Source organism: Methyloversatilis sp., assembly GCF_030698125.1.
GTDB lineage: Bacteria > Pseudomonadota > Gammaproteobacteria > Burkholderiales > Rhodocyclaceae > Methyloversatilis.
The window spans coordinates 198,700-215,991 of record NZ_JAUYNV010000004.1 but is presented as its reverse complement, the minus strand read 5'-3'; the positions used below and the strand labels follow the sequence as shown (position 1 = coordinate 215,991).

The following is a 17,292-nucleotide window of genomic DNA, read 5'->3' as shown; positions in this document are numbered from 1 at the left end:
AGGGGCACCGGTTCCCCGATGCCCCTTCGCCCGTGTCAGGCTGCTTCAGCGATCAGTCCGGGCGGCGTGCCCGGTCTGTGCGGCCACCGCCTGCGTTGCCACGATAACCACCTTCGCGGCGCGGTGCGCCGCCCGGCTTGGCACCCCAGCCGCCCGGACGGGCCGAACCACCAGGACGAGCACTGCGCGGTGCCGTGCTGCGCGGTTGCACGCGCGGCTCCAGACCCGGAATGGTATGCACCGGAATCACGTGGCGGATGAAGCGCTCGATCGTCTTCACGCGGCGCACGTCGTCACCGGAGGCCAGGCTGACCGCGATGCCGCTGCGGCCGGCACGACCCGTGCGGCCGATACGGTGCACATAATCTTCCGCCGACTTCGGCAGATCGAAATTGATCACGTGGCTGATACCAGCCACGTCGATGCCGCGCGCGGCAACGTCGGTCGCAACCAGCACACGCAGCGCACCGCGGCGCAGATGACCCAGCGTACGGTTGCGTTCGCCCTGATGCATGTCGCCATGCAGCGCAGCTGCGAGGAACCCGTTTTCGCCCAGCGTTTCTGCGATCTGGTCGGCATCGCGCTTGGTTGCCGTGAACACGATGGCTTGTTCGACGTCTTCACCGCGCAGCAGGTGGTCGAGCAGACGCTGCTTGTGGCCCATGCCATCGGCGAACAGCAGGCGCTGTTCGATCTTTTCGTGCTGGGCTGCGGTAGCCACGATCTCGATGCGCTGTGCGTCACGCGTCAGGCGCTCGGCCAGACGGCAGACACGCGGTTCGAAAGTCGCCGAGAACAGCAGCGTCTGGCGATTCTGCGGCAGGCGGTCAACGATGGCTTCGATGTCTTCGATGAAACCCATGTCGAGCATGCGGTCGGCTTCGTCAAGCACCAGCATTTCAAGGCGGCCGAAATCGATGCGGCCACTGTCCATCTGGTCGATCAGGCGACCGGGCGTGGCAACCAGCACTTCGTACGGCTGGGCCAGCAGCTTGTTCTGCATGACATAGGATGTACCGCCAACCACGCTGACCGCCTTGGCGTAGCGCATGCCCTTGCCGTACTTGCGGCAGGCTTCGGTGACCTGGATCGCCAGTTCGCGCGTCGGGGTCAGCACCAGCACACGGGGACCGCGCGCCTTGACCGGCGATTCCTGCATCAGGCGATTCAGCGCCGGCCACATGAATGCAGCGGTCTTGCCGGAGCCGGTTTGCGAAGACACCATCAGGTCACGACCAGCCAGCGCAGCAGGCACTGCCATTTGCTGGACGTCCGTAGGATTGGGGTAGCCGGCCTCGACGATTGCGCCAAGAAGGTTTTCGTTGAGACCGAGTTCTGAGAATTCCATGAGTTTTTTCCACACGATGGCCACCGTCCGTGCTGCGTGAGGCAGAACGGAGGGAGCGGGTTGGTCGGGAGAAATCCCGACGATCTATCGGCACTAACCGATCAACCACGCATGACCAAACAGGCGGGAGAAAAAGACAGGCCAGGGACGATAACTTGCTGTGCACGCACCGGAATCACCCGGAAGCCGATCGGAAATCGGCCGCTCTGCACTGAGGTGCGGACTTTACAGACGCTCGCGTATGTTTGCAAGTGCTTTTTCGCATTGCAACATTTCACGTGCACGCGTCAGCCGCGTTGTGCTGCATCCAACCTGCGAGGTTTCGGGTATCCGGCAGACAAACCGTGCGCGAGCACGATCGGCGAGCTTGCAGACATAGTTGGGCGCGTTCGCCTCGTCTTCCGGACGACTTGATGAACTCACTGACGGACGCATTTGACTTCGACGCCGGTCCTCGCCGCACGGATGTGAAACCGGACAAGCTGCCGCCGCTCGAAAACAACCGGCTGTTCGAAATCACGCTGGAACCGGAACAGGGTCGCCTATCGGTCGTCCGACCGGCCCCATCCTTTTCATCGGCCGGGCTGTCAAGGTGATGTAAAGCCCTTGAGGCAAAAAAAGGGAGGCCGACAAAAGCCGGCCCCCCCTTTTTTTATTGCTTTGAATCAATGGCCTTTGGCGTGAACCTCGCGAGCCCGTTCAACCAGCGCATCCAGCCCGAACTTCTTCAGTTTCAGATAGAGCGTGCTCTTGGCGATACCGAGCGAACGGGCTGCCAGCGCCATGTTTCCGTGACTGCCGTCAATCGCACTGAGAATGGCTTCGCGCTCGGCCTCTTCAAGGCGCCGGCTGTCTCGCACTTCGCCGATGCCGAACATGTTCTGTTCTCCGCCGTGCATCGGCGCGTCAAACGGACGAATACCGCGGACCTGCGGCTCATCGGTGTGGATGAGCGCGCGCGGCCGTTCTCCGGTCAGCAGCATCGATTCCAGCACATTGCGCAATTCACGCACATTGCCAGGCCACGAGTACGACGACAGGTCACCGACGTCAGCCGAACTCAGTTGTGGTGCCGGCACACCGTGGTGCAGCGCGAGTTTTTCGAGCAGCGCACGGGACAACTCCGGAATGTCGCTCAGACGGTCGCGCAGCGGCGGGATGCGGATGCTGGTCACGGCGACGCGGTAATACAGATCCATGCGGAAGCGACCGTCCGTCACTTCCTTGCGCAAGTCGCGGTTGGTCGCGGTGATCAGCCGGAACTTGACCTTGCGCGGCGCGTTCTCGCCGAGCCGGTAAATTTCGCCCTCTTCGAGGACGCGCAGCAGGTGCGGCTGCATGTCAAGCGGCATTTCGCCCAATTCGTCCAGAAACAGCGTGCCGCCGTTGGCCGCTTCGATCTTGCCCATCATGCCGCCGCGCCGTGCGCCTGTGAAAGAGCCTTCCGCATAGCCGAACAATTCTGTCGCCAGCAACTCGCGTGACAGGCCGCCACAATTAACGACGACGAACGGCGCCGACTTTGCGCTGCCGCAATCATGTATGCCTTTGGCAAACACCTCTTTGCCGACACCGGTTTCGCCCAGCAGCAGCACCGGAACATTCGACTTCGACAACTGACGCGCACGCTCGACAGATTCGAGCAGCGCCGGATCCTTGCCAACAACGCAGTCAAGTTTGCTGGGCTCCGGTGCCGCGCTCTCTGCCACCAGGGTCGCTGCGCCGCTATGCGCCGCGCGAGGCCGGAAGATCGGGATGGTCAACAACGTACCGATGCGCTGCCCGTTGTCGAACACGGGCTCCAGCCATTCGGGTGCAATCCAGCCTTGCAAACCGGCCGGAAGGCCGTCGTCGGTGGCATGGCCGAGCGAGATCGAAGCGATATCGAGCCTGCGCGAGCCGATACGGCCAACCGCGAGTTGGTTGAGCGCTTCTTCTGCCCGCTCGTTGGTCTTGACCGGATTGCCGCGGCGATCGAACACCACGACGCCGTCGCTACTGGAATGCGTCAATCGGTGCATGCACCGCTCAAGCAACCGGAACCGGATACCCATTTCATGCTTGGCCAGACGCCCCTCGATCTTGCTGGCTGTCGCCACCACCAGCGCGAGGCTGTGACGGTTGTAGGTCTGGTGCAGTCCGGACACGTCGATCGCGCCCAGTACTGAACTGTCGTAGGGATCAAGGATGACGGTGGACGAACAGGTCCAGCGCTTGATGCCGGCGCAATAATGCTCAGCGGAGTGGATCTGCACCGGATGACGTACTGCGATCGCGGTGCCGATTGCGTTCGTGCCACAGGCGGTTTCGCTCCAGCTGGCGCCGGGCGTCATGTTCATGCTTTCGCCCTCTTCGCGCGTTGCATGGTCGCCTTCGAGGCTGAGGATGGTGCCGCTGTGATCGGTGAGCACCATGATGGTGCCGGTTTCGGCGAGAAAGTCACGCGCCATCGCCATGACGGGCGTGCTGGCGCTGAGCAGATCACCGTGCTTTTGCTGCAGGGAATAGAGCGAGTTTTCGCTCAAGGGCGGCGGGGCCTGGTACTTGCTGGGATCAACGTGCGCGTTCAGACAACGGCGCCAGGAATCGTCGATCAGTCGGCGCAGCGCATCGGAACTGCACTCTTCACCGTTGAGCACTCGCTCCCAGTGTTTCATCACGTCCCGGTCACGCTCGGGGCGGGAAAACATCTGGCTTTGATCGTCGTCCCTTACATCCATGGCCACCTCCTTTTTTGCACGGAGGCAGACAGATGACCGATACACCACAACATCGTGTTGCGAAGCACAGGGTCCGACTCCTCCAGGACCTGCGTAGCGATGTACTTCGAGGCACACCGTCTCGCGGGCTGAATTTTAATCTTCTGCGCCGACGAAAAAAATTCGCCGGAAATACCGTAGCTACCGTTAACGCCCTGGCGGACGATAAATCACTGGTGGATCCGAAACTTACGTGAAGCTTACTCCTGCCACAACTCAAGCGCCACTGCCGTGGCTTCGCCTCCGCCGATACACAAGCTTGCCACACCGCGACGGCCGCCTGCACGGCGCAGTGCACCAAGAAGTGTCACGATCAAGCGCGCACCGGTTGCCCCGATCGGATGCCCCATCGCACAGGCTCCACCGTGGGGGTTCACCTGATCCGCGTCCAGACCGAGATCACGAATTGCGGCGAGCGTCACCACTGCAAATGCCTCGTTGATCTCAAACAGATCGACATCGGCCAGCCTCCAGCCGCTGCGTTCGACCGCACGGCGGATCGAAAACGCGGGAGCCATCGGGAAACGCCGCGGTTCGCCCGCGTAGGACGCATGGGCAACGATACTGGCAAGCGGCGTCAAACCCAGCGCGGACGCCCGTGAAGCTCGCATCATCAGCACGGCGGCCGCACCATCGGAGATCGAACTCGAATTCGCGGCCGTGACCGTTCCATCCGCTTTGAACGCGGGTTTGAGCGCAGGGATCTTTTCCGGTCTGGCCGACTGCGGCTGCTCATCGCGCGTGACGACCGTAGCCGGAGCGCTGCGGCCTTTGCCGGCAACCGTGACCGGCGCGATTTCCCAGTCAAAGGCGCCGGCTGCAGCGGCGTCGCGCGAGCGCGTCAGCGAGCGCAGCGCCCACGCATCCTGGTCCTCGCGCGAAAAACCGTATTCCTCGGCGCATTGCTCGGCGAAGACGCCCATCAACGAACCACGGTCGTTGTATGCGTCTTCAAGGCCGTCCAGAAACATGTGGTCGATGACCCGATCGTGGCCTAGCCGGTAGCCACCGCGCGCACGCGCCAGGAGGTAAGGCGCATTGCTCATCGATTCCATGCCACCCGCCGCAACGATGCCTGCGGAGCCGGCGACGATTGAATCGTGTGCAAGCATGACCGCTTTCATGCCCGATCCGCACACCTTGCTGACCGTTGTGCAAGCGCAGGAATAAGGGAGCCCAGCCCCAAGGGCCGCCTGCCGGGCGGGTGCTTGGCCAAGCCCCGCTGGCAGTACGCAGCCCATGTAGGCTTCATCGATCTCTGACACCTGGACACCCGCTTGCTGCACCGCCGCAGCAAGTGCGGTCGAACCCAGTTGCGGGGCCGAGAGCGACGACAATTCACCCTGGAAGCCGCCAAGTGGCGTACGACGGGCCGCAACGATGACAACGGGATCCTGGGCTGACTTCAATTCACGCTCCTGAATGGGTTACGCCAAAACCACGTGGCGGGGACTGAAAATCCATGTCACCGACAGGATTTCGCCCACGTCGATCACAGCGATGTGCGACGTTTTCATGTGTTCAATATTAGGACGCACCCGATTCGGACAGTCAAGCCCACGCGTTGCGCAAGCTGAGCACTTCGTCAATGGAGCGCGGATCTTCCATGCATGAAAGGTCGCCGATCGGCCGCCCGATGTAGGCACTGCGAAGCACCCGGCGCAACACCTTGCCATTGCGCATTTTCGGAATCTGGCCGAGCACATGGATCCGTGCCGGACGAAAAGGCTTGCCCAGCAAACGTGCCACGTGATCGGACAGTTCAGACTCCCATACACTCCAGCCCGTATCGGAATCGGTACGGGCGTCATGCAGGCGGACGAAGCACACGACGGCTTCTCCCTTCACTGCGTCAGGAACGCCTACTGCAACCGCTTCGGCAACCAGCGGATGCGATACCAGCGCTGATTCGAATTCGATCGGACCAAGTCGCTTGCCGGCTACGCGGATCGTGTCATCACTGCGTCCATGCACGAACCAGTAACCATCACTGTCCATGCTTGCCCAGTCACCATGCAGCCAGGAATCCGGCAGGCGCGACCAGTACGTTTCTTCGTAGCGCGCGTAGTCCTTCCAGAAACCGCGCGCCATGCCGGGCCAGGGCTGTCGCACGACCAGTTCACCGACGGTTCCGCGGACCGGTCGGCCCGCCGCATCGACAATGTCTGCCGCCATGCCCGGCACCGGGCCATTAAAGCCGCATGCCACCTGGGGCAGGCCGGGAAAGCAGGTCAGTATTCCGCCACCCACTTCCGTGCCGCCCGAGTAGTTGATGATGGGCCGCCTGCGCTTGCCGACGGTTTCGAACAACCACAGCCACGGCGTTTCATTCCATGCCTCGCCGGTTGATCCGAATACCTTGAGCGTATCAAGCATGCCGGGCGGAGGTACTGCGTCGTGACTGCCCATCAGGCTGCGCACAAGACTGGGCGAAAAGCCCAGATGGGTCACCCCGTGGGTCTTTACGACGCGCCACAGGCGCCCAGGGTCGGGATGGTCGGGCGGCGCTTCGCACAATACGATGGTGCTGCCCAGCATCAGCCCGCCGAATAACATCCACGGCCCCATCAGCCAGCCCATATCGGTCACCCACATCAAGGTGTCGTCGGCCTTCAGGTCAAACGCCATCGCGAGGTCTTGCGCCGCCTTGACCGGAAATCCGGCATGGGTATGGATAACCGCTCTGGGTCGTCCCGCCGTGCCCGAAGTGTAGATGAGCATCAGGGTCTGGTCGGGTGGGAAACTCCTCACACCGACATCGTGCGAGGGGAGCGACTTCAGCGCTTCGTAGTCAAGTACGCCAAAGCCGGGTGCCGCCTGATCACGCTGATGAGCACCGGTCGTCGACTTTCGCTCCACCACGATGACATGGCGGATCGACGGGCACTGAGACGCAGCGCTCAACGCATCGGCGAGCATGCGTACCGGCTGGCCGCGCCGTTCATAGCTGTTGGCACAGATCAGCACCGCAGCCCCCGCATCGGCCAGACATCTGGTCACGGCATCGGACGAAAGACCCGAAAAAAGCGGCACCGATACGACGCCGATGCTTGCTGCAGCAAGCATGACCACGGCGGCTTCGGGAATCATCGGAAGGTAGATTGCAAGACGGTCGCCGGCGCGCATGTCGATGGCAAGCAGTCCCGATGCAACACGGGCCACCTCATCGGCAAGATCACGGTAGCTCAGATTGCGACACTCTCCCGCATCACCTTCCCACCGGATCGCGACCTTTTCGCCGTTTCGCCTGGCATGTTTGCCGACGAGATTGTCGAACAGATCAAGCTGGCCGCCGACGAACCAGTCGGGCCACATGATTCCGCCCGAAAGATCGAGCGTCTGCCGATACGGGACCTGCCACTCCAGTCCGATGTCCTGCAATACCCGATCCCAGAACGTGGCGGGATCGCGTTCTGCATCTTCCTGCAGTTGATCCAGCGTTCCATATCCGTGACGTTCGATGAACAGGGCAAGCCGGGTGCCCTTCCACTCGTAATCAGAGGGCGTGAATACCTTCATTGTTGAACCTTGTGATCATGCAATCACGCAAACGTGGGTTCCTGCTCACTTCCCGATCTCCGCCGGACATGAGAAAAAAGCCCGACCCCGCAGATTGCGGGGGCGGGCGAACATGCCGGGAGGAGGTACCAGCAATACTTGCAAAAGCGCTTACTTGCCGGTCGCGACTTCTTCCAGCACGTTGAGCGACACGTCGGTTTCCTTGACGCCCGCCGGATTGGACTTCATGTTCGACGACCAGTTGGTGGCATGGCCACGCTTGACGTCGATGATGTGTCCGATCACGGGCATGACCGCCTTGTAGCCGTCGTCGCCGATGTCAGGCCGGTTCTGGAAAATGAACATCTTCCAGAATTCGCCCTTGCGGTCGAGCGCGAAGCCGAGGTACGGGCGCGGGAAGTCCACTTCCATGTACACGGTCTTCTTGCTGTACGGATGCTCGTCCGGGCACACGCCTTCGACCACATACACTTCACGCGGCTCCCAGCCGATGTCCGGCGCCGGGTTGAAGTGCGGCGGAATGTCGATGCCGATGCGCGGGAAGCGCTTGGCCGGCTCGGTGAAGGGCTGCTTCACGTCCACGCTGATTTCCGGGCTGTGCGCGATGGCCAGCACCCAGCGCTTTTCCAGCAACTTGTTCGACTTGTACTTCGTCGGAGCGGCATCCCAGATGTCCCAGTCGTCGTACAGCTGGTCGGTGCCGCCGATCGGGTCCATCCACGCACCGCCGGACAGGCGGCGAACGCGACGAACCGACTTCAGGTAGGCGTAGGAGTCATCCGGTACCTTGGAGTCGGCCTGGTTGTAACGCACCGAGAACAGGCCCAGACCGCGGATGTCCTGCGGGTAGGTCGCCACGAAGTAGGTCTTCTGCGAAATGTCGCCCTTGCCCACGGTGATCGGGCCGCCGTCAAGACGCCCTTCCATGTAGTAGCGACGCGACTGGAAGGCCTGCACCCGCTCGTAGCCCTTCTTCGCATCCAGGAAGGCCCAGGCGATGTCGCGCAGGTCCATCGTGGCGCCGTAGGTGGCGGCACGCAGATTCCAGATCACCTTGTCGCCGGCGTGCGGGTCGTCCATCTTGATGGTTTCCGGCGGGAACAGCATGCCTGCCTGCCAGCCCGATACCGTGCGGTCAGCCGGGTTGAACTTCACCGTGTTGATGTTCTTCTTCGACCACTCGACATACTTCGGGTCCATCTCGATCTTCTTCGAGTGCGCGAGCTTGATGGTCGTGTTGTAGTTCTTGATCATCCATTCGAGCTTTTCCGGAACCATGCTGGCGATGGTCTTGTTCTCGAACGTGTCGTTCTTGATGCTGTCGTAGTTTTCCTTGTTGATCACGAAGCCCGCTTCGAGCTCCTTCGCGAAGGCCTGACCGGCACCGGCAGCCAGCATCAGCGCGATTGCGCTGGCGACACCTGTGCGTGCAAGGGTGCTACGACGGGATTGGGTACTCATCTTCATCATGTCTCTTTCCTTTGATCAGAACTGACGGGTCACACGAAGCACGAGCTGGCTGGCGCGGCTGAAATAGCCGAACAGCTGGGATTCGCCGGCACTGAATTGCTGGCGATTGCTCTTGCCACCATCCCAGAAAATGTCCGCTTCAGCTTTGGCCACCCACTTGTCGTCGAACACGACCGACACGCTCGGGATTGCGAAGCCACCACCGTTGGACAGATCGAAACCCACTGCAAGACCCGGGTTGATCGTGTCGTTCTTGTAGTTCAGGCCGGTGAACATCGTAAGAATGGTGCTGTGCTCGTTCAGCGGCGTGCCATAGGCAAACAGACGAACAAGCTGTTCGTTGCCGTCATAGTCCAGCACTTGCGTGTTGAACAACTGGACCGACGAGAACGACGGGCGCGACGTGCCAAGCAGGTCCTGGAAGTTCAGGTCCTTGTCGATACGCAGCATCGTACGAAGAGTGTCCTTCTTCTTGATGCCGCAAAGACCGAGGCCTGCCGTACAACCGTTGATCGGCTGACCGACCAAAAATGCACCAACACCCTGGTTATACGGTTGATCCTTGGTGAATGCCATTTCTGCACTCAGCACGGCATCCAGCGTTTCGCTGTAACCACTGACGGTAATACCGAGCACATCGATTTCCGGGTGAATACGGTCAAACACACCACCAGTGACCGGAACGCCTTGATGTGGGGCGAAAGCCGAACTTGCAACCGGATCTGCAGCGAACGTCGTCAGGTAAGCGATCGAGTAGTTCAACCCGTATGCTTCACCGGACCAACGAATGCCGTAGGTCGCATCATCCATGTCACCGTCTTTGTGCTCACAGTTCTTGTCCGTGATCTGGCTCAGGTCAAAACCACGATATGGCTGGAAAAACCAGCGGCCGCCGTTGATGTCGTACGTGTTGCCAATGTCTTCACACCGGTCCCAACCTGGACGGACGTAGGCGGCGAGCATGCCCTTAACTTCGGGGAAGCGTATCTTCGTCGACAACAGGATCAACGGCTTGCGCCACTCTTCATTCTCGCCTTCGAAGAACAGACGCCAGCTGTAGTCGTAACCGTGCACCAGGTCCATCGCCTGGAAGAAGTCCGACTCGCCCCATACCAGTTGCTGCTTGCCGAACTTGACGGTCACGCGATCACCGATCGGCACCTCCGCCCAGAACTCGCGAATGTCACCATTGTTGTAATTCTCGGTGATGCTCTTGCCACCTGACGTATCCAGAACCGGACCAGTCCGCAGTTCTTCAAGATCCGACAGGTAGTTGGTCTTGTATTCGCGATCGAGACGGCCAATGGCCTTCCACTTCACCGGGCCGGTCTTCACGTCGAGGTCAAGCAACAATGAACCGCGCAGCATCGAAAGCTTGCCGAAGCTGTCCTTACCGACAGCACTCAACTCGGGTTGATCTTCCAGGTTCATCGAAGCCCAGGCGCGCACGTAGCCGCTCAGTGCCCAGGTAAAGTCGTCACGTCCTGCCCACGTTCCCTCGAGGCCAGCGGCATTTGCGACGGGCATACCCATCCCGGCCAGCACAGCTGCAACAGCCAGACCCGGTCCGGTCTGCCTGAAGATTTTGCTTCTTCTCATGTCTCCATTCCCTCCGTTTTGGCACTACCCATGAGCCATCTGCTCACGCCCGGCATCGTGTGTGATGCCGGGCGAGGCAAGCGGCCCTCACACAACTACTGCAGATCCCACGGCGCGCTCGATCGGGCGCTCTTTGCTCCCCACGACGAACGCGGGGCGGAACACATATACGATTGCCGGCATGATGAACAACGCGCTGAAGGCCGAAATGAAGAGCCACAGAGCAATCAGCAAGCCCATGTCTGCCTGGAGCCTGAGTGACGAGAAGCTCCACAGGCCCACGCTGGTGATCAGCGTCAGCGCGGTCAGCAGCACACCACGACCCTGGCTGGTCAGGCAGTTCAGGATGGCCTTTTCAACGTTGTCATGCAGGTGCAGTTCTTCGCGGATGCCATCGACGATGTAGAAGGTGTAATCCACCCCCAGACCAATACCCAGCGCCACGACAGGCAAGGTATTGATGTTCATGCCAATGTCGTTGTAGGCCATGTAGCTGAACGTGATCGTGTTCGACAACATCACCGGAATCATGAAGAACACGCCGGCAACCATCGAATGGAAGGTCACCGTGCAACACACAACCAGCACGAGCAGCGCCAGTGCGATGGCTTCGATCTGACCCGCGAGAATCACTTCATTCACCGCGGCCAGCACACCGACAAGACCACCGGCAAGCAGGTATTCGGCGTTATCGATCGGGTTCTGCTTCACGTAATCCTGCACACGTGCCACGGCGGTACGGATCGTTTCGCCCTGGTGATCGCGGAAGAACAGCGTGACGGCACCGTTCAGTGCATCGCTGTCGGCATAGCGATCCATGTCACCCGGGTCGGAACCCGACACGAACATGTAGGTCAGCTCGCCGTTCTCGCCCGCATCGTTGCCAAGCTCGCCGTACATCGGGTTGCCTTCGCGCAGCACGCGACGCACCTGAGGCAGGATGTCAGCCAGCGAAATGCTGCCGCCGACTTCAGGCTGGGCTTCCATGTAGCGCTGGAAGTTGGCCATGCTCTGCAGCACCTCCGGCTCGCGCAACGAACCCTTTTCCTTGCCTGCGACCACGACGAACATGCGGTCCGAGCCCTGGAACTGGCGGTTGATGTCCGCTGCATCGGTGTTGTACTGGGAATCCGGCCAGAGAATCGGCGATCCGGGATTCGCGTCACCCACCTTCAGGTTGAACGAGTACCAGAAGGACACCGCAAACACCGCCAGCGCCACACCGAGCACGACGAACCGTGCCTTCGTGACCACGATGCTGGAAGCGAGGTTGAGGATGACCATCAATACCGGACGGATATTGATCGGATGCACGAAACGGTGACCGTACGAACCGTCAGCATTCCTGCGCGGGTTGAACCACGACAGCAACACCGGCGTCATGACCAGCGCACCGATGAAAATCGCGAAGATCCAGACGGTACCGATGTAGGAAATCTTCTCGAGCATCGGAATCGGGGTCAGCGCGACCACCAGCACGCAACCGGCGTCAGCGACGATCGCAAGCAGACTGGGCTTGAACAGGTGCTTGGCACTCGCCACCGCTGCGTCGGACGCTTTGGCAGTTCCGTGCGCGATTTCATCGTCGAAGCGCGAAATCAGCTGCACCGAATTCGAGATCGCCTGCGCCGTGATCAGGAAGGCCACCACGATGACCAGCGGATCGAGGTGGAATCCCATCAACTTTGCAGCACCGAGCGCCCAGCAGGCGCTGATGATGGCTGCGATCAGCGGAATGATCGTGCCATGAACGGTACGCGTGATCAGCAGCAGGATCAGGACCAGCGATGCGATCGCGGCGAAGAAGATCTGGATCGTTTCGTCGAGGTAGAAATTGACCCAGCCATACAGCACCGGTTCACCGACGACGCGAACGAGCACGCCATCGCCCTCCGCTTCCTTGACCAGACCCATGATCTGATCGAAGGCCTTGCTGTAGTTGATTTCCGTATCCAGGAAGTCAGCCGTGATCAGCGTAGCCTTCAGGTCGATCGACACGTACGGTCCATAGATCAGCGGGTTGTTCAACACCGCCTCGCGCAGGATCGCCATCTCCTTGTCGTCCGCAGGCAGTCGCGGCCACATGATCGGGCGCGATTCAACCCCCTCTGTGGATGCCCGGACTTCCTTTGTCTTCTTGGAGGCGATGGAAACGATCTGGTAGGTATCGACCGCATCGACCTGTTGCAGGCCGACCGTCAGCTTCTGGACCTTTTCAAGCACTTCCTTCTTGAAAATATCGCCGTCCTTGACTTCGACCATGATGCTGACCATGTTCGATCCGCCGAAGGTGGACTTGAATTTCTGATTGACCTCCACGTAGGGGTGGTTTTTTGGAAGCAGATCGCTGAACACTGTCTTCACCTCGACGAACGAAGCGAGATAGGCCATGACGACCGTTGCAATCAGGACCGCGAGTACAACCAGTATGCGATTCTTGATCAGCAATGCGAACGCATGTTCGACCTTGCTGAAAGTAGTATTTTTCACGCGATTCTCCTTGCCTGCTATCGACCGATGACGGTGATCTTCCCGTCTTCGAGAATTCCGAGATTTGCGCCAGCAACGAAGTACTTCGAGCCGGCCCGGACGATCTGGGTGCGCCACGCGACATCGCCTTCTGCAAGACGGCCGGCAGTCCACTCGGTGGCATCCGCGTTGGAGGTGACCTTCACACCCTTGTCGCCGACTGCGATCCAGCTGTTTTCATCCCAGATGACATCGAGCAGGTGTTCGCGCGTGAGTCCCGGTACCGAACGCCACGTCAAACCTGCGTCATCGGTCACCAGCAGCGTCCCGGTCAAGCCGACGGCGACGCCGTGCGTCGCATCGCGGAACGTGACCGACATCAGACTGACCTGGTTGTCGACGTCAACGTGGGTCCACGTTTCGCCGCCGTCTTCGGTACGAAGGATCGTGCCGACTTCACCTACGGCCCAGCCGGACTGGCCAACGAAGTAGATGGCGTTCAGAGCGCGGTCATCCTCCGGCAGCAGCCGCGTCCAGTTCGCGCCCTTGTCGGTGGATTTGTAGAGCCCGGAGAACTCGCCAACGGCCCACGCCGTGTCGCCGAACACGCGGACACGGAAAAGCTTGTTGGGATTTTCGGACTTCGGAGTGTTTGCGACCTTCCAGCTCGCACCGCCATCGCTGGTGTGCAGGATCGTGCCTTCGTTGCCCGCTGCAACCGCCGTCTGTGCATCCCAGGCGGCTATGCCCTGCAGATTCACAAGCGTGGGAGTGGGCTGTCGAAGCCAGGTCTTTCCGCCATCGTCGGAACGGACGATCTTGCCCGCCGTACCCGCCGCCCACGCGATCTGCTCGGTGGGGGTAATGATGCTGAAGAAGTTGTCCCGCCGTTCGATCGGCTTGGGTTCAACCTTGGTGATGACTGCTTCCGCCTTGACGAAGAAGCCGGCGTATAGAAGACCGCCAATAATGATGATCGGAAGTAATTGCGTGATGATGCTCAGTATCTTCTGAACACCACCGCCAGAGTCTCTTGCCTGTTGCATCTTCAGTCTCCTTCACGCGTCATTCGTGCTCTGCGCGCGACGCTTTTCATGACCTGTTTTCGATGTTCGGCACGACCGTTCCCTACGGCGGTGTAGAGCGCTTTGGCTCTGCCGGCATCAAGTACAGGGTGTTTGGAGGAACGCAGCCGGCTGTAGCCGGCCGCGAACTGGCCCCTGACCTCCTCCGGTCAGGGGCCACGCGAGCCTTGTTCAGGCAGCGCGTTCGGGTACGGGCAAGCCCACCCACTCCTTGTAGAACGTTTCGATGTCCGGCTCGAAGTCATGGATCACCGGGTACCACGGCGTCGGAGCTTCGACGTCGTGCATCGTGCCGCAGCTCGGGCAGTAGTACTCGCGATAGACCTGCCACTTCGTGTCCGGAGCCATCAGCGTCGGGTACACCTCGGCCATGGCTTCTTCCGTGTCACGCACATAGATGTTGGCGAACATCTTCCAGTTTTCCTTGTAGCCGCAAAACTCGTGGCCACAATCGCACTTGACGATCCACTGCTTGTTCTTGGCCGACTGCACGATGTACAGATGCGGGCCCAGCGGAAGGACGATGCGATCCGGGAAAGTCACTGTCTTCTGCAGTGCTTCCACGTACATGCTGAAGCGTGCCTTGTCCTTCGGCATCGACAGCATGCGGAAAGTGGTTTCCCAGTCGAGGGTGCCCGCGGCCAGGTGTGCTACTTGCTCTTTGTTGTAAGTCGTCATTTCCTACTCCTAGATTCGCTTGACGTTCAGGCCGGAAATCACTCTTCGACCTGGACGATGGTACGGACGTCGGGCATCAGCGACAGATCCATACGGAACTTCGATCCGTAGGACGGGACGCCCAGTTCGGTTTCCAGCACATCCCAGTCGGCCGGCAGGTCCCAGAACGTCTTGAATTCGTTCTTGAACTTTTCCGACAGCGCGAAGCTGGTGGCGAACATGTGTTGAACCGGCGTGGATGCGTGCTTGTTGATGATGCGGGCGCGCTCTTCCTTCATCCACTCGCGGGTCGGCACCGAGCGTGCGATGCGTTCCTTGCGGAATTCGGCGCGGCGGGCAGCGGTCTTGGCAGCATCGACCGTGTAGGCGCCCTTCGCATCTTGCGACACGACAGCGCCATAGACCTTGGCAGCAAATTCCGGCAGCAGGAATTTTTCGTTCAGGTCCTTGGCGATCGAAGCCACGTCACGATCCAGCGGATCGCCGAAGCCCGGGCCACCACGCAGGTAGTTCAGGTACAGATCGTGGTTGTCGTAGCAATCTTCCGTGGTCATGCACTGCTTGTCGCGCTTCACGACCGACGTGGCGTCGATGCTCTGCTCGTAGATCTTCTTTGCCGGATCCAGATCGGCGCCCAGCGGGATCGCTTCGCCGTTGGCGATGCGACGCTCGAGGCCCGTCTTGTGGGCTTCGAAGCGGTAGCCGGTGGCAGACGGGTAACCACCCATCAGACCCCAGTCGCTGTTCATGTAGCCGTTGCCCATGAAGAACATCGTCCAGTCCTGCGAATTCCAGACCATGCGCAGGGTTTCGAAGCCGCAGCCGCCACGGTACTTGCCGTAGCCGCCGGAATTGGCCTTGACGTTGCGACCCAGGTACAGCAGAGGTTCTGCCATTTCCCAGATTTCGATGTCGCCCATGTCGCCTTCCGGATTCCAGATGGCAGCAGCGTGGTTCAGACCGTCCTTGACAGCGCAGGCACCGGTACCGCACGACGACGCTTCGAAGCTGTTGACCGCGTGGATTTCGCCGTCCTGGTTGATACCGCCACCCTGCAGCCAGTTCGACGTGTTGGCGTTACCCGCATTGACTTCTTCGAGGTAGCCGCGGCTGAAGTAAGCCTGCGACAGACCGCGCCACAGAGCCGACCAGCCCGAAACCAGGAAGTGCCATGCGTAGGCGTGGCCGGTGCGGCGGTCATCCGGGTTGCACCACGAGCCCTTCGGCAGGTGGAACTCGGTCGCGTAGTAGGCGCCGTCATTGATACGCTGCGTCGGAACGAGCGTCTGGCACATCATCACCCAGATGCCGCTGGTGAAAGCGACCTGGTGGGCGTTGAAGGTATGCCAGCCCCAACGGCTTGCACCTTCGAAGTCGAGGCGCCACTTGCCGTTTTCCTTGATCGTCATCTTGCACGGCGAGTGCATGATCGAATCAAGCTTGGCGAAGGCGCTCGACACGCCGATGTCTTCGTGCTTGTACGGCACATCGACGAAGGCGACCTTGCGATAGACGCCCGGAATCGTCATGTCCTTGATACGCATCATCAGGCCGCGACGGCCTTCTTCGATGACTTCGTAGGCGAACTTCTCGTACGCTTCAATGCCGTCGGCCGCGATCACTTCTTCAACCAGTTCGCGGATCATGTGGCAGCCGGCGATACGGGTCTTCTCGTCGAGGATCCAGTACTTCGGCGTGCGGACCGAACGCTGCGACTCATGCAGCCAGTCGCGCAGCGGGGTGTCATTCACACCGGTCTTGCGGCAGGTGATCATGTAGCCATCGCCGAAGCGCGAGGTCTGACCCGTTGACATCGAACCCGGCGTCACGGCACCGGTGTCGATCACGTGCGTCACACCACCCACCCAGCCGATCAGACGGCCGTCGTGGAAGATCGGGACGATGGTCGCGATGTCGCACGGGTGGACGTTGCCGATGGCGCAGTCGTTGTTGGTGAACATGTCACCCGGGGCGATACCGGGATTGGCTTCCCAGTTGTTTTCGATCATGTACTTGATCGCGGCGCCCATCGTGCCGACGTGGATGATGATGCCGGTCGAGGTCAGAACGCAGTCGCCGACGGCGTTGTAAAGCGTGAAGCACAGCTCGCCTTCCTGCTCGACGATCGGGCTGGCCGCAATCTTCTTGGCGGTTTCACGAGCGTGAACCAGACCGCCACGCAGCTTCGAGAACAGCTTCTCGTAGCCGATCGGATCGCGTTCGCGCAACTCAAGGGTTTCCAGGCCGTTGTAGCAGCCGGTCGCATTGGTGCGCTCGATGATGCCGGCACGGAACTGCGACAGCGTCTGGCCGTTCTTCAGCAGATCGGCAAAACCGGTTTCGGTATTACTCAACATGTTCATGT

General features: G+C 60.4%; 10 protein-coding genes. All 10 read right to left on the bottom strand.

From position 1 onward, the window contains the following. Positions 1-52: 52 nt before the first annotated feature. The 10 genes from Q8Q80_RS01620 to Q8Q80_RS01575 all read right to left on the bottom strand — a co-directional run bounded on the left by Q8Q80_RS01620 (position 53) and on the right by Q8Q80_RS01575 (position 17,290). The gene (locus Q8Q80_RS01620) at positions 53-1,348 is read right to left on the bottom strand and encodes a DEAD/DEAH box helicase (protein ID WP_305631255.1); all 1,296 of its coding nucleotides are present in this window, start codon (positions 1,346-1,348) and stop codon (positions 53-55) included. 665 nt (positions 1,349-2,013) lie between these two features. After that, entirely contained in the window at positions 2,014-4,068 is a 2,055-nt protein-coding gene (locus Q8Q80_RS01615; RefSeq protein ID WP_305631254.1) for a sigma-54-dependent Fis family transcriptional regulator, read from the bottom strand. A 239-nt stretch (positions 4,069-4,307) separates the two neighbouring features. Next, a complete protein-coding gene (locus tag Q8Q80_RS01610) occupies positions 4,308-5,516 on the bottom strand; it encodes an acetyl-CoA C-acyltransferase (RefSeq protein ID WP_305631253.1) in 1,209 nt (402 codons plus the stop codon). Positions 5,517-5,658: 142 nt separating this feature from the next. Then, the gene (locus Q8Q80_RS01605; RefSeq protein WP_305631252.1) at positions 5,659-7,626 is read right to left on the bottom strand and encodes an AMP-binding protein; all 1,968 of its coding nucleotides are present in this window, start codon (positions 7,624-7,626) and stop codon (positions 5,659-5,661) included. Between the two features lie 150 nt (positions 7,627-7,776). Next, a complete protein-coding gene (locus Q8Q80_RS01600) occupies positions 7,777-9,093 on the bottom strand; it encodes a DUF1329 domain-containing protein (protein WP_305631251.1) in 1,317 nt (438 codons plus the stop codon). A gap of 18 nt (positions 9,094-9,111) precedes the next feature. Continuing rightward, a complete protein-coding gene (locus tag Q8Q80_RS01595) occupies positions 9,112-10,695 on the bottom strand; it encodes a DUF1302 family protein (protein WP_305631250.1) in 1,584 nt (527 codons plus the stop codon). 87 nt (positions 10,696-10,782) lie between these two features. Continuing rightward, positions 10,783-13,185 (bottom strand): RND family transporter, encoded by a 2,403-nt coding sequence (locus Q8Q80_RS01590; protein ID WP_305631249.1) that lies wholly within the window; start codon positions 13,183-13,185, stop codon positions 10,783-10,785. A gap of 17 nt (positions 13,186-13,202) precedes the next feature. Next, positions 13,203-14,210 (bottom strand): YCF48-related protein, encoded by a 1,008-nt coding sequence (locus Q8Q80_RS01585; RefSeq protein WP_305631248.1) that lies wholly within the window; start codon positions 14,208-14,210, stop codon positions 13,203-13,205. A 210-nt stretch (positions 14,211-14,420) separates the two neighbouring features. Further along, positions 14,421-14,927, bottom strand: a complete 507-nt coding sequence (locus tag Q8Q80_RS01580; RefSeq protein WP_305631247.1) for an acetone carboxylase subunit gamma — start codon at positions 14,925-14,927, stop codon at positions 14,421-14,423. Between the two features lie 38 nt (positions 14,928-14,965). Further along, positions 14,966-17,290 (bottom strand): hydantoinase B/oxoprolinase family protein, encoded by a 2,325-nt coding sequence (locus tag Q8Q80_RS01575; protein WP_305631246.1) that lies wholly within the window; start codon positions 17,288-17,290, stop codon positions 14,966-14,968. Between the last annotated feature and the right edge of the window lie 2 nt (positions 17,291-17,292).

Bases quoted from the DNA above. Each gene is read 5' to 3' on its own strand.
- Q8Q80_RS01585 (WP_305631248.1), bottom strand. From the start codon at position 14,210: ATGCAACAGGCAAGAGACTCTGGCGGTGGTGTTCAGAAGATACTGAGC.
- Q8Q80_RS01595 (WP_305631250.1), bottom strand. From the start codon at position 10,695: ATGAGAAGAAGCAAAATCTTCAGGCAGACCGGACCGGGTCTGGCTGTT.
- Q8Q80_RS01600 (WP_305631251.1), bottom strand. From the start codon at position 9,093: ATGAAGATGAGTACCCAATCCCGTCGTAGCACCCTTGCACGCACAGGT.
- Q8Q80_RS01605 (WP_305631252.1), bottom strand. From the start codon at position 7,626: ATGAAGGTATTCACGCCCTCTGATTACGAGTGGAAGGGCACCCGGCTT.
- Q8Q80_RS01580 (WP_305631247.1), bottom strand. From the start codon at position 14,927: ATGACGACTTACAACAAAGAGCAAGTAGCACACCTGGCCGCGGGCACC.
- Q8Q80_RS01615 (WP_305631254.1), bottom strand. From the start codon at position 4,068: ATGGATGTAAGGGACGACGATCAAAGCCAGATGTTTTCCCGCCCCGAG.
- Q8Q80_RS01620 (WP_305631255.1), bottom strand. From the start codon at position 1,348: ATGGAATTCTCAGAACTCGGTCTCAACGAAAACCTTCTTGGCGCAATC.
- Q8Q80_RS01575 (WP_305631246.1), bottom strand. From the start codon at position 17,290: ATGAACATGTTGAGTAATACCGAAACCGGTTTTGCCGATCTGCTGAAG.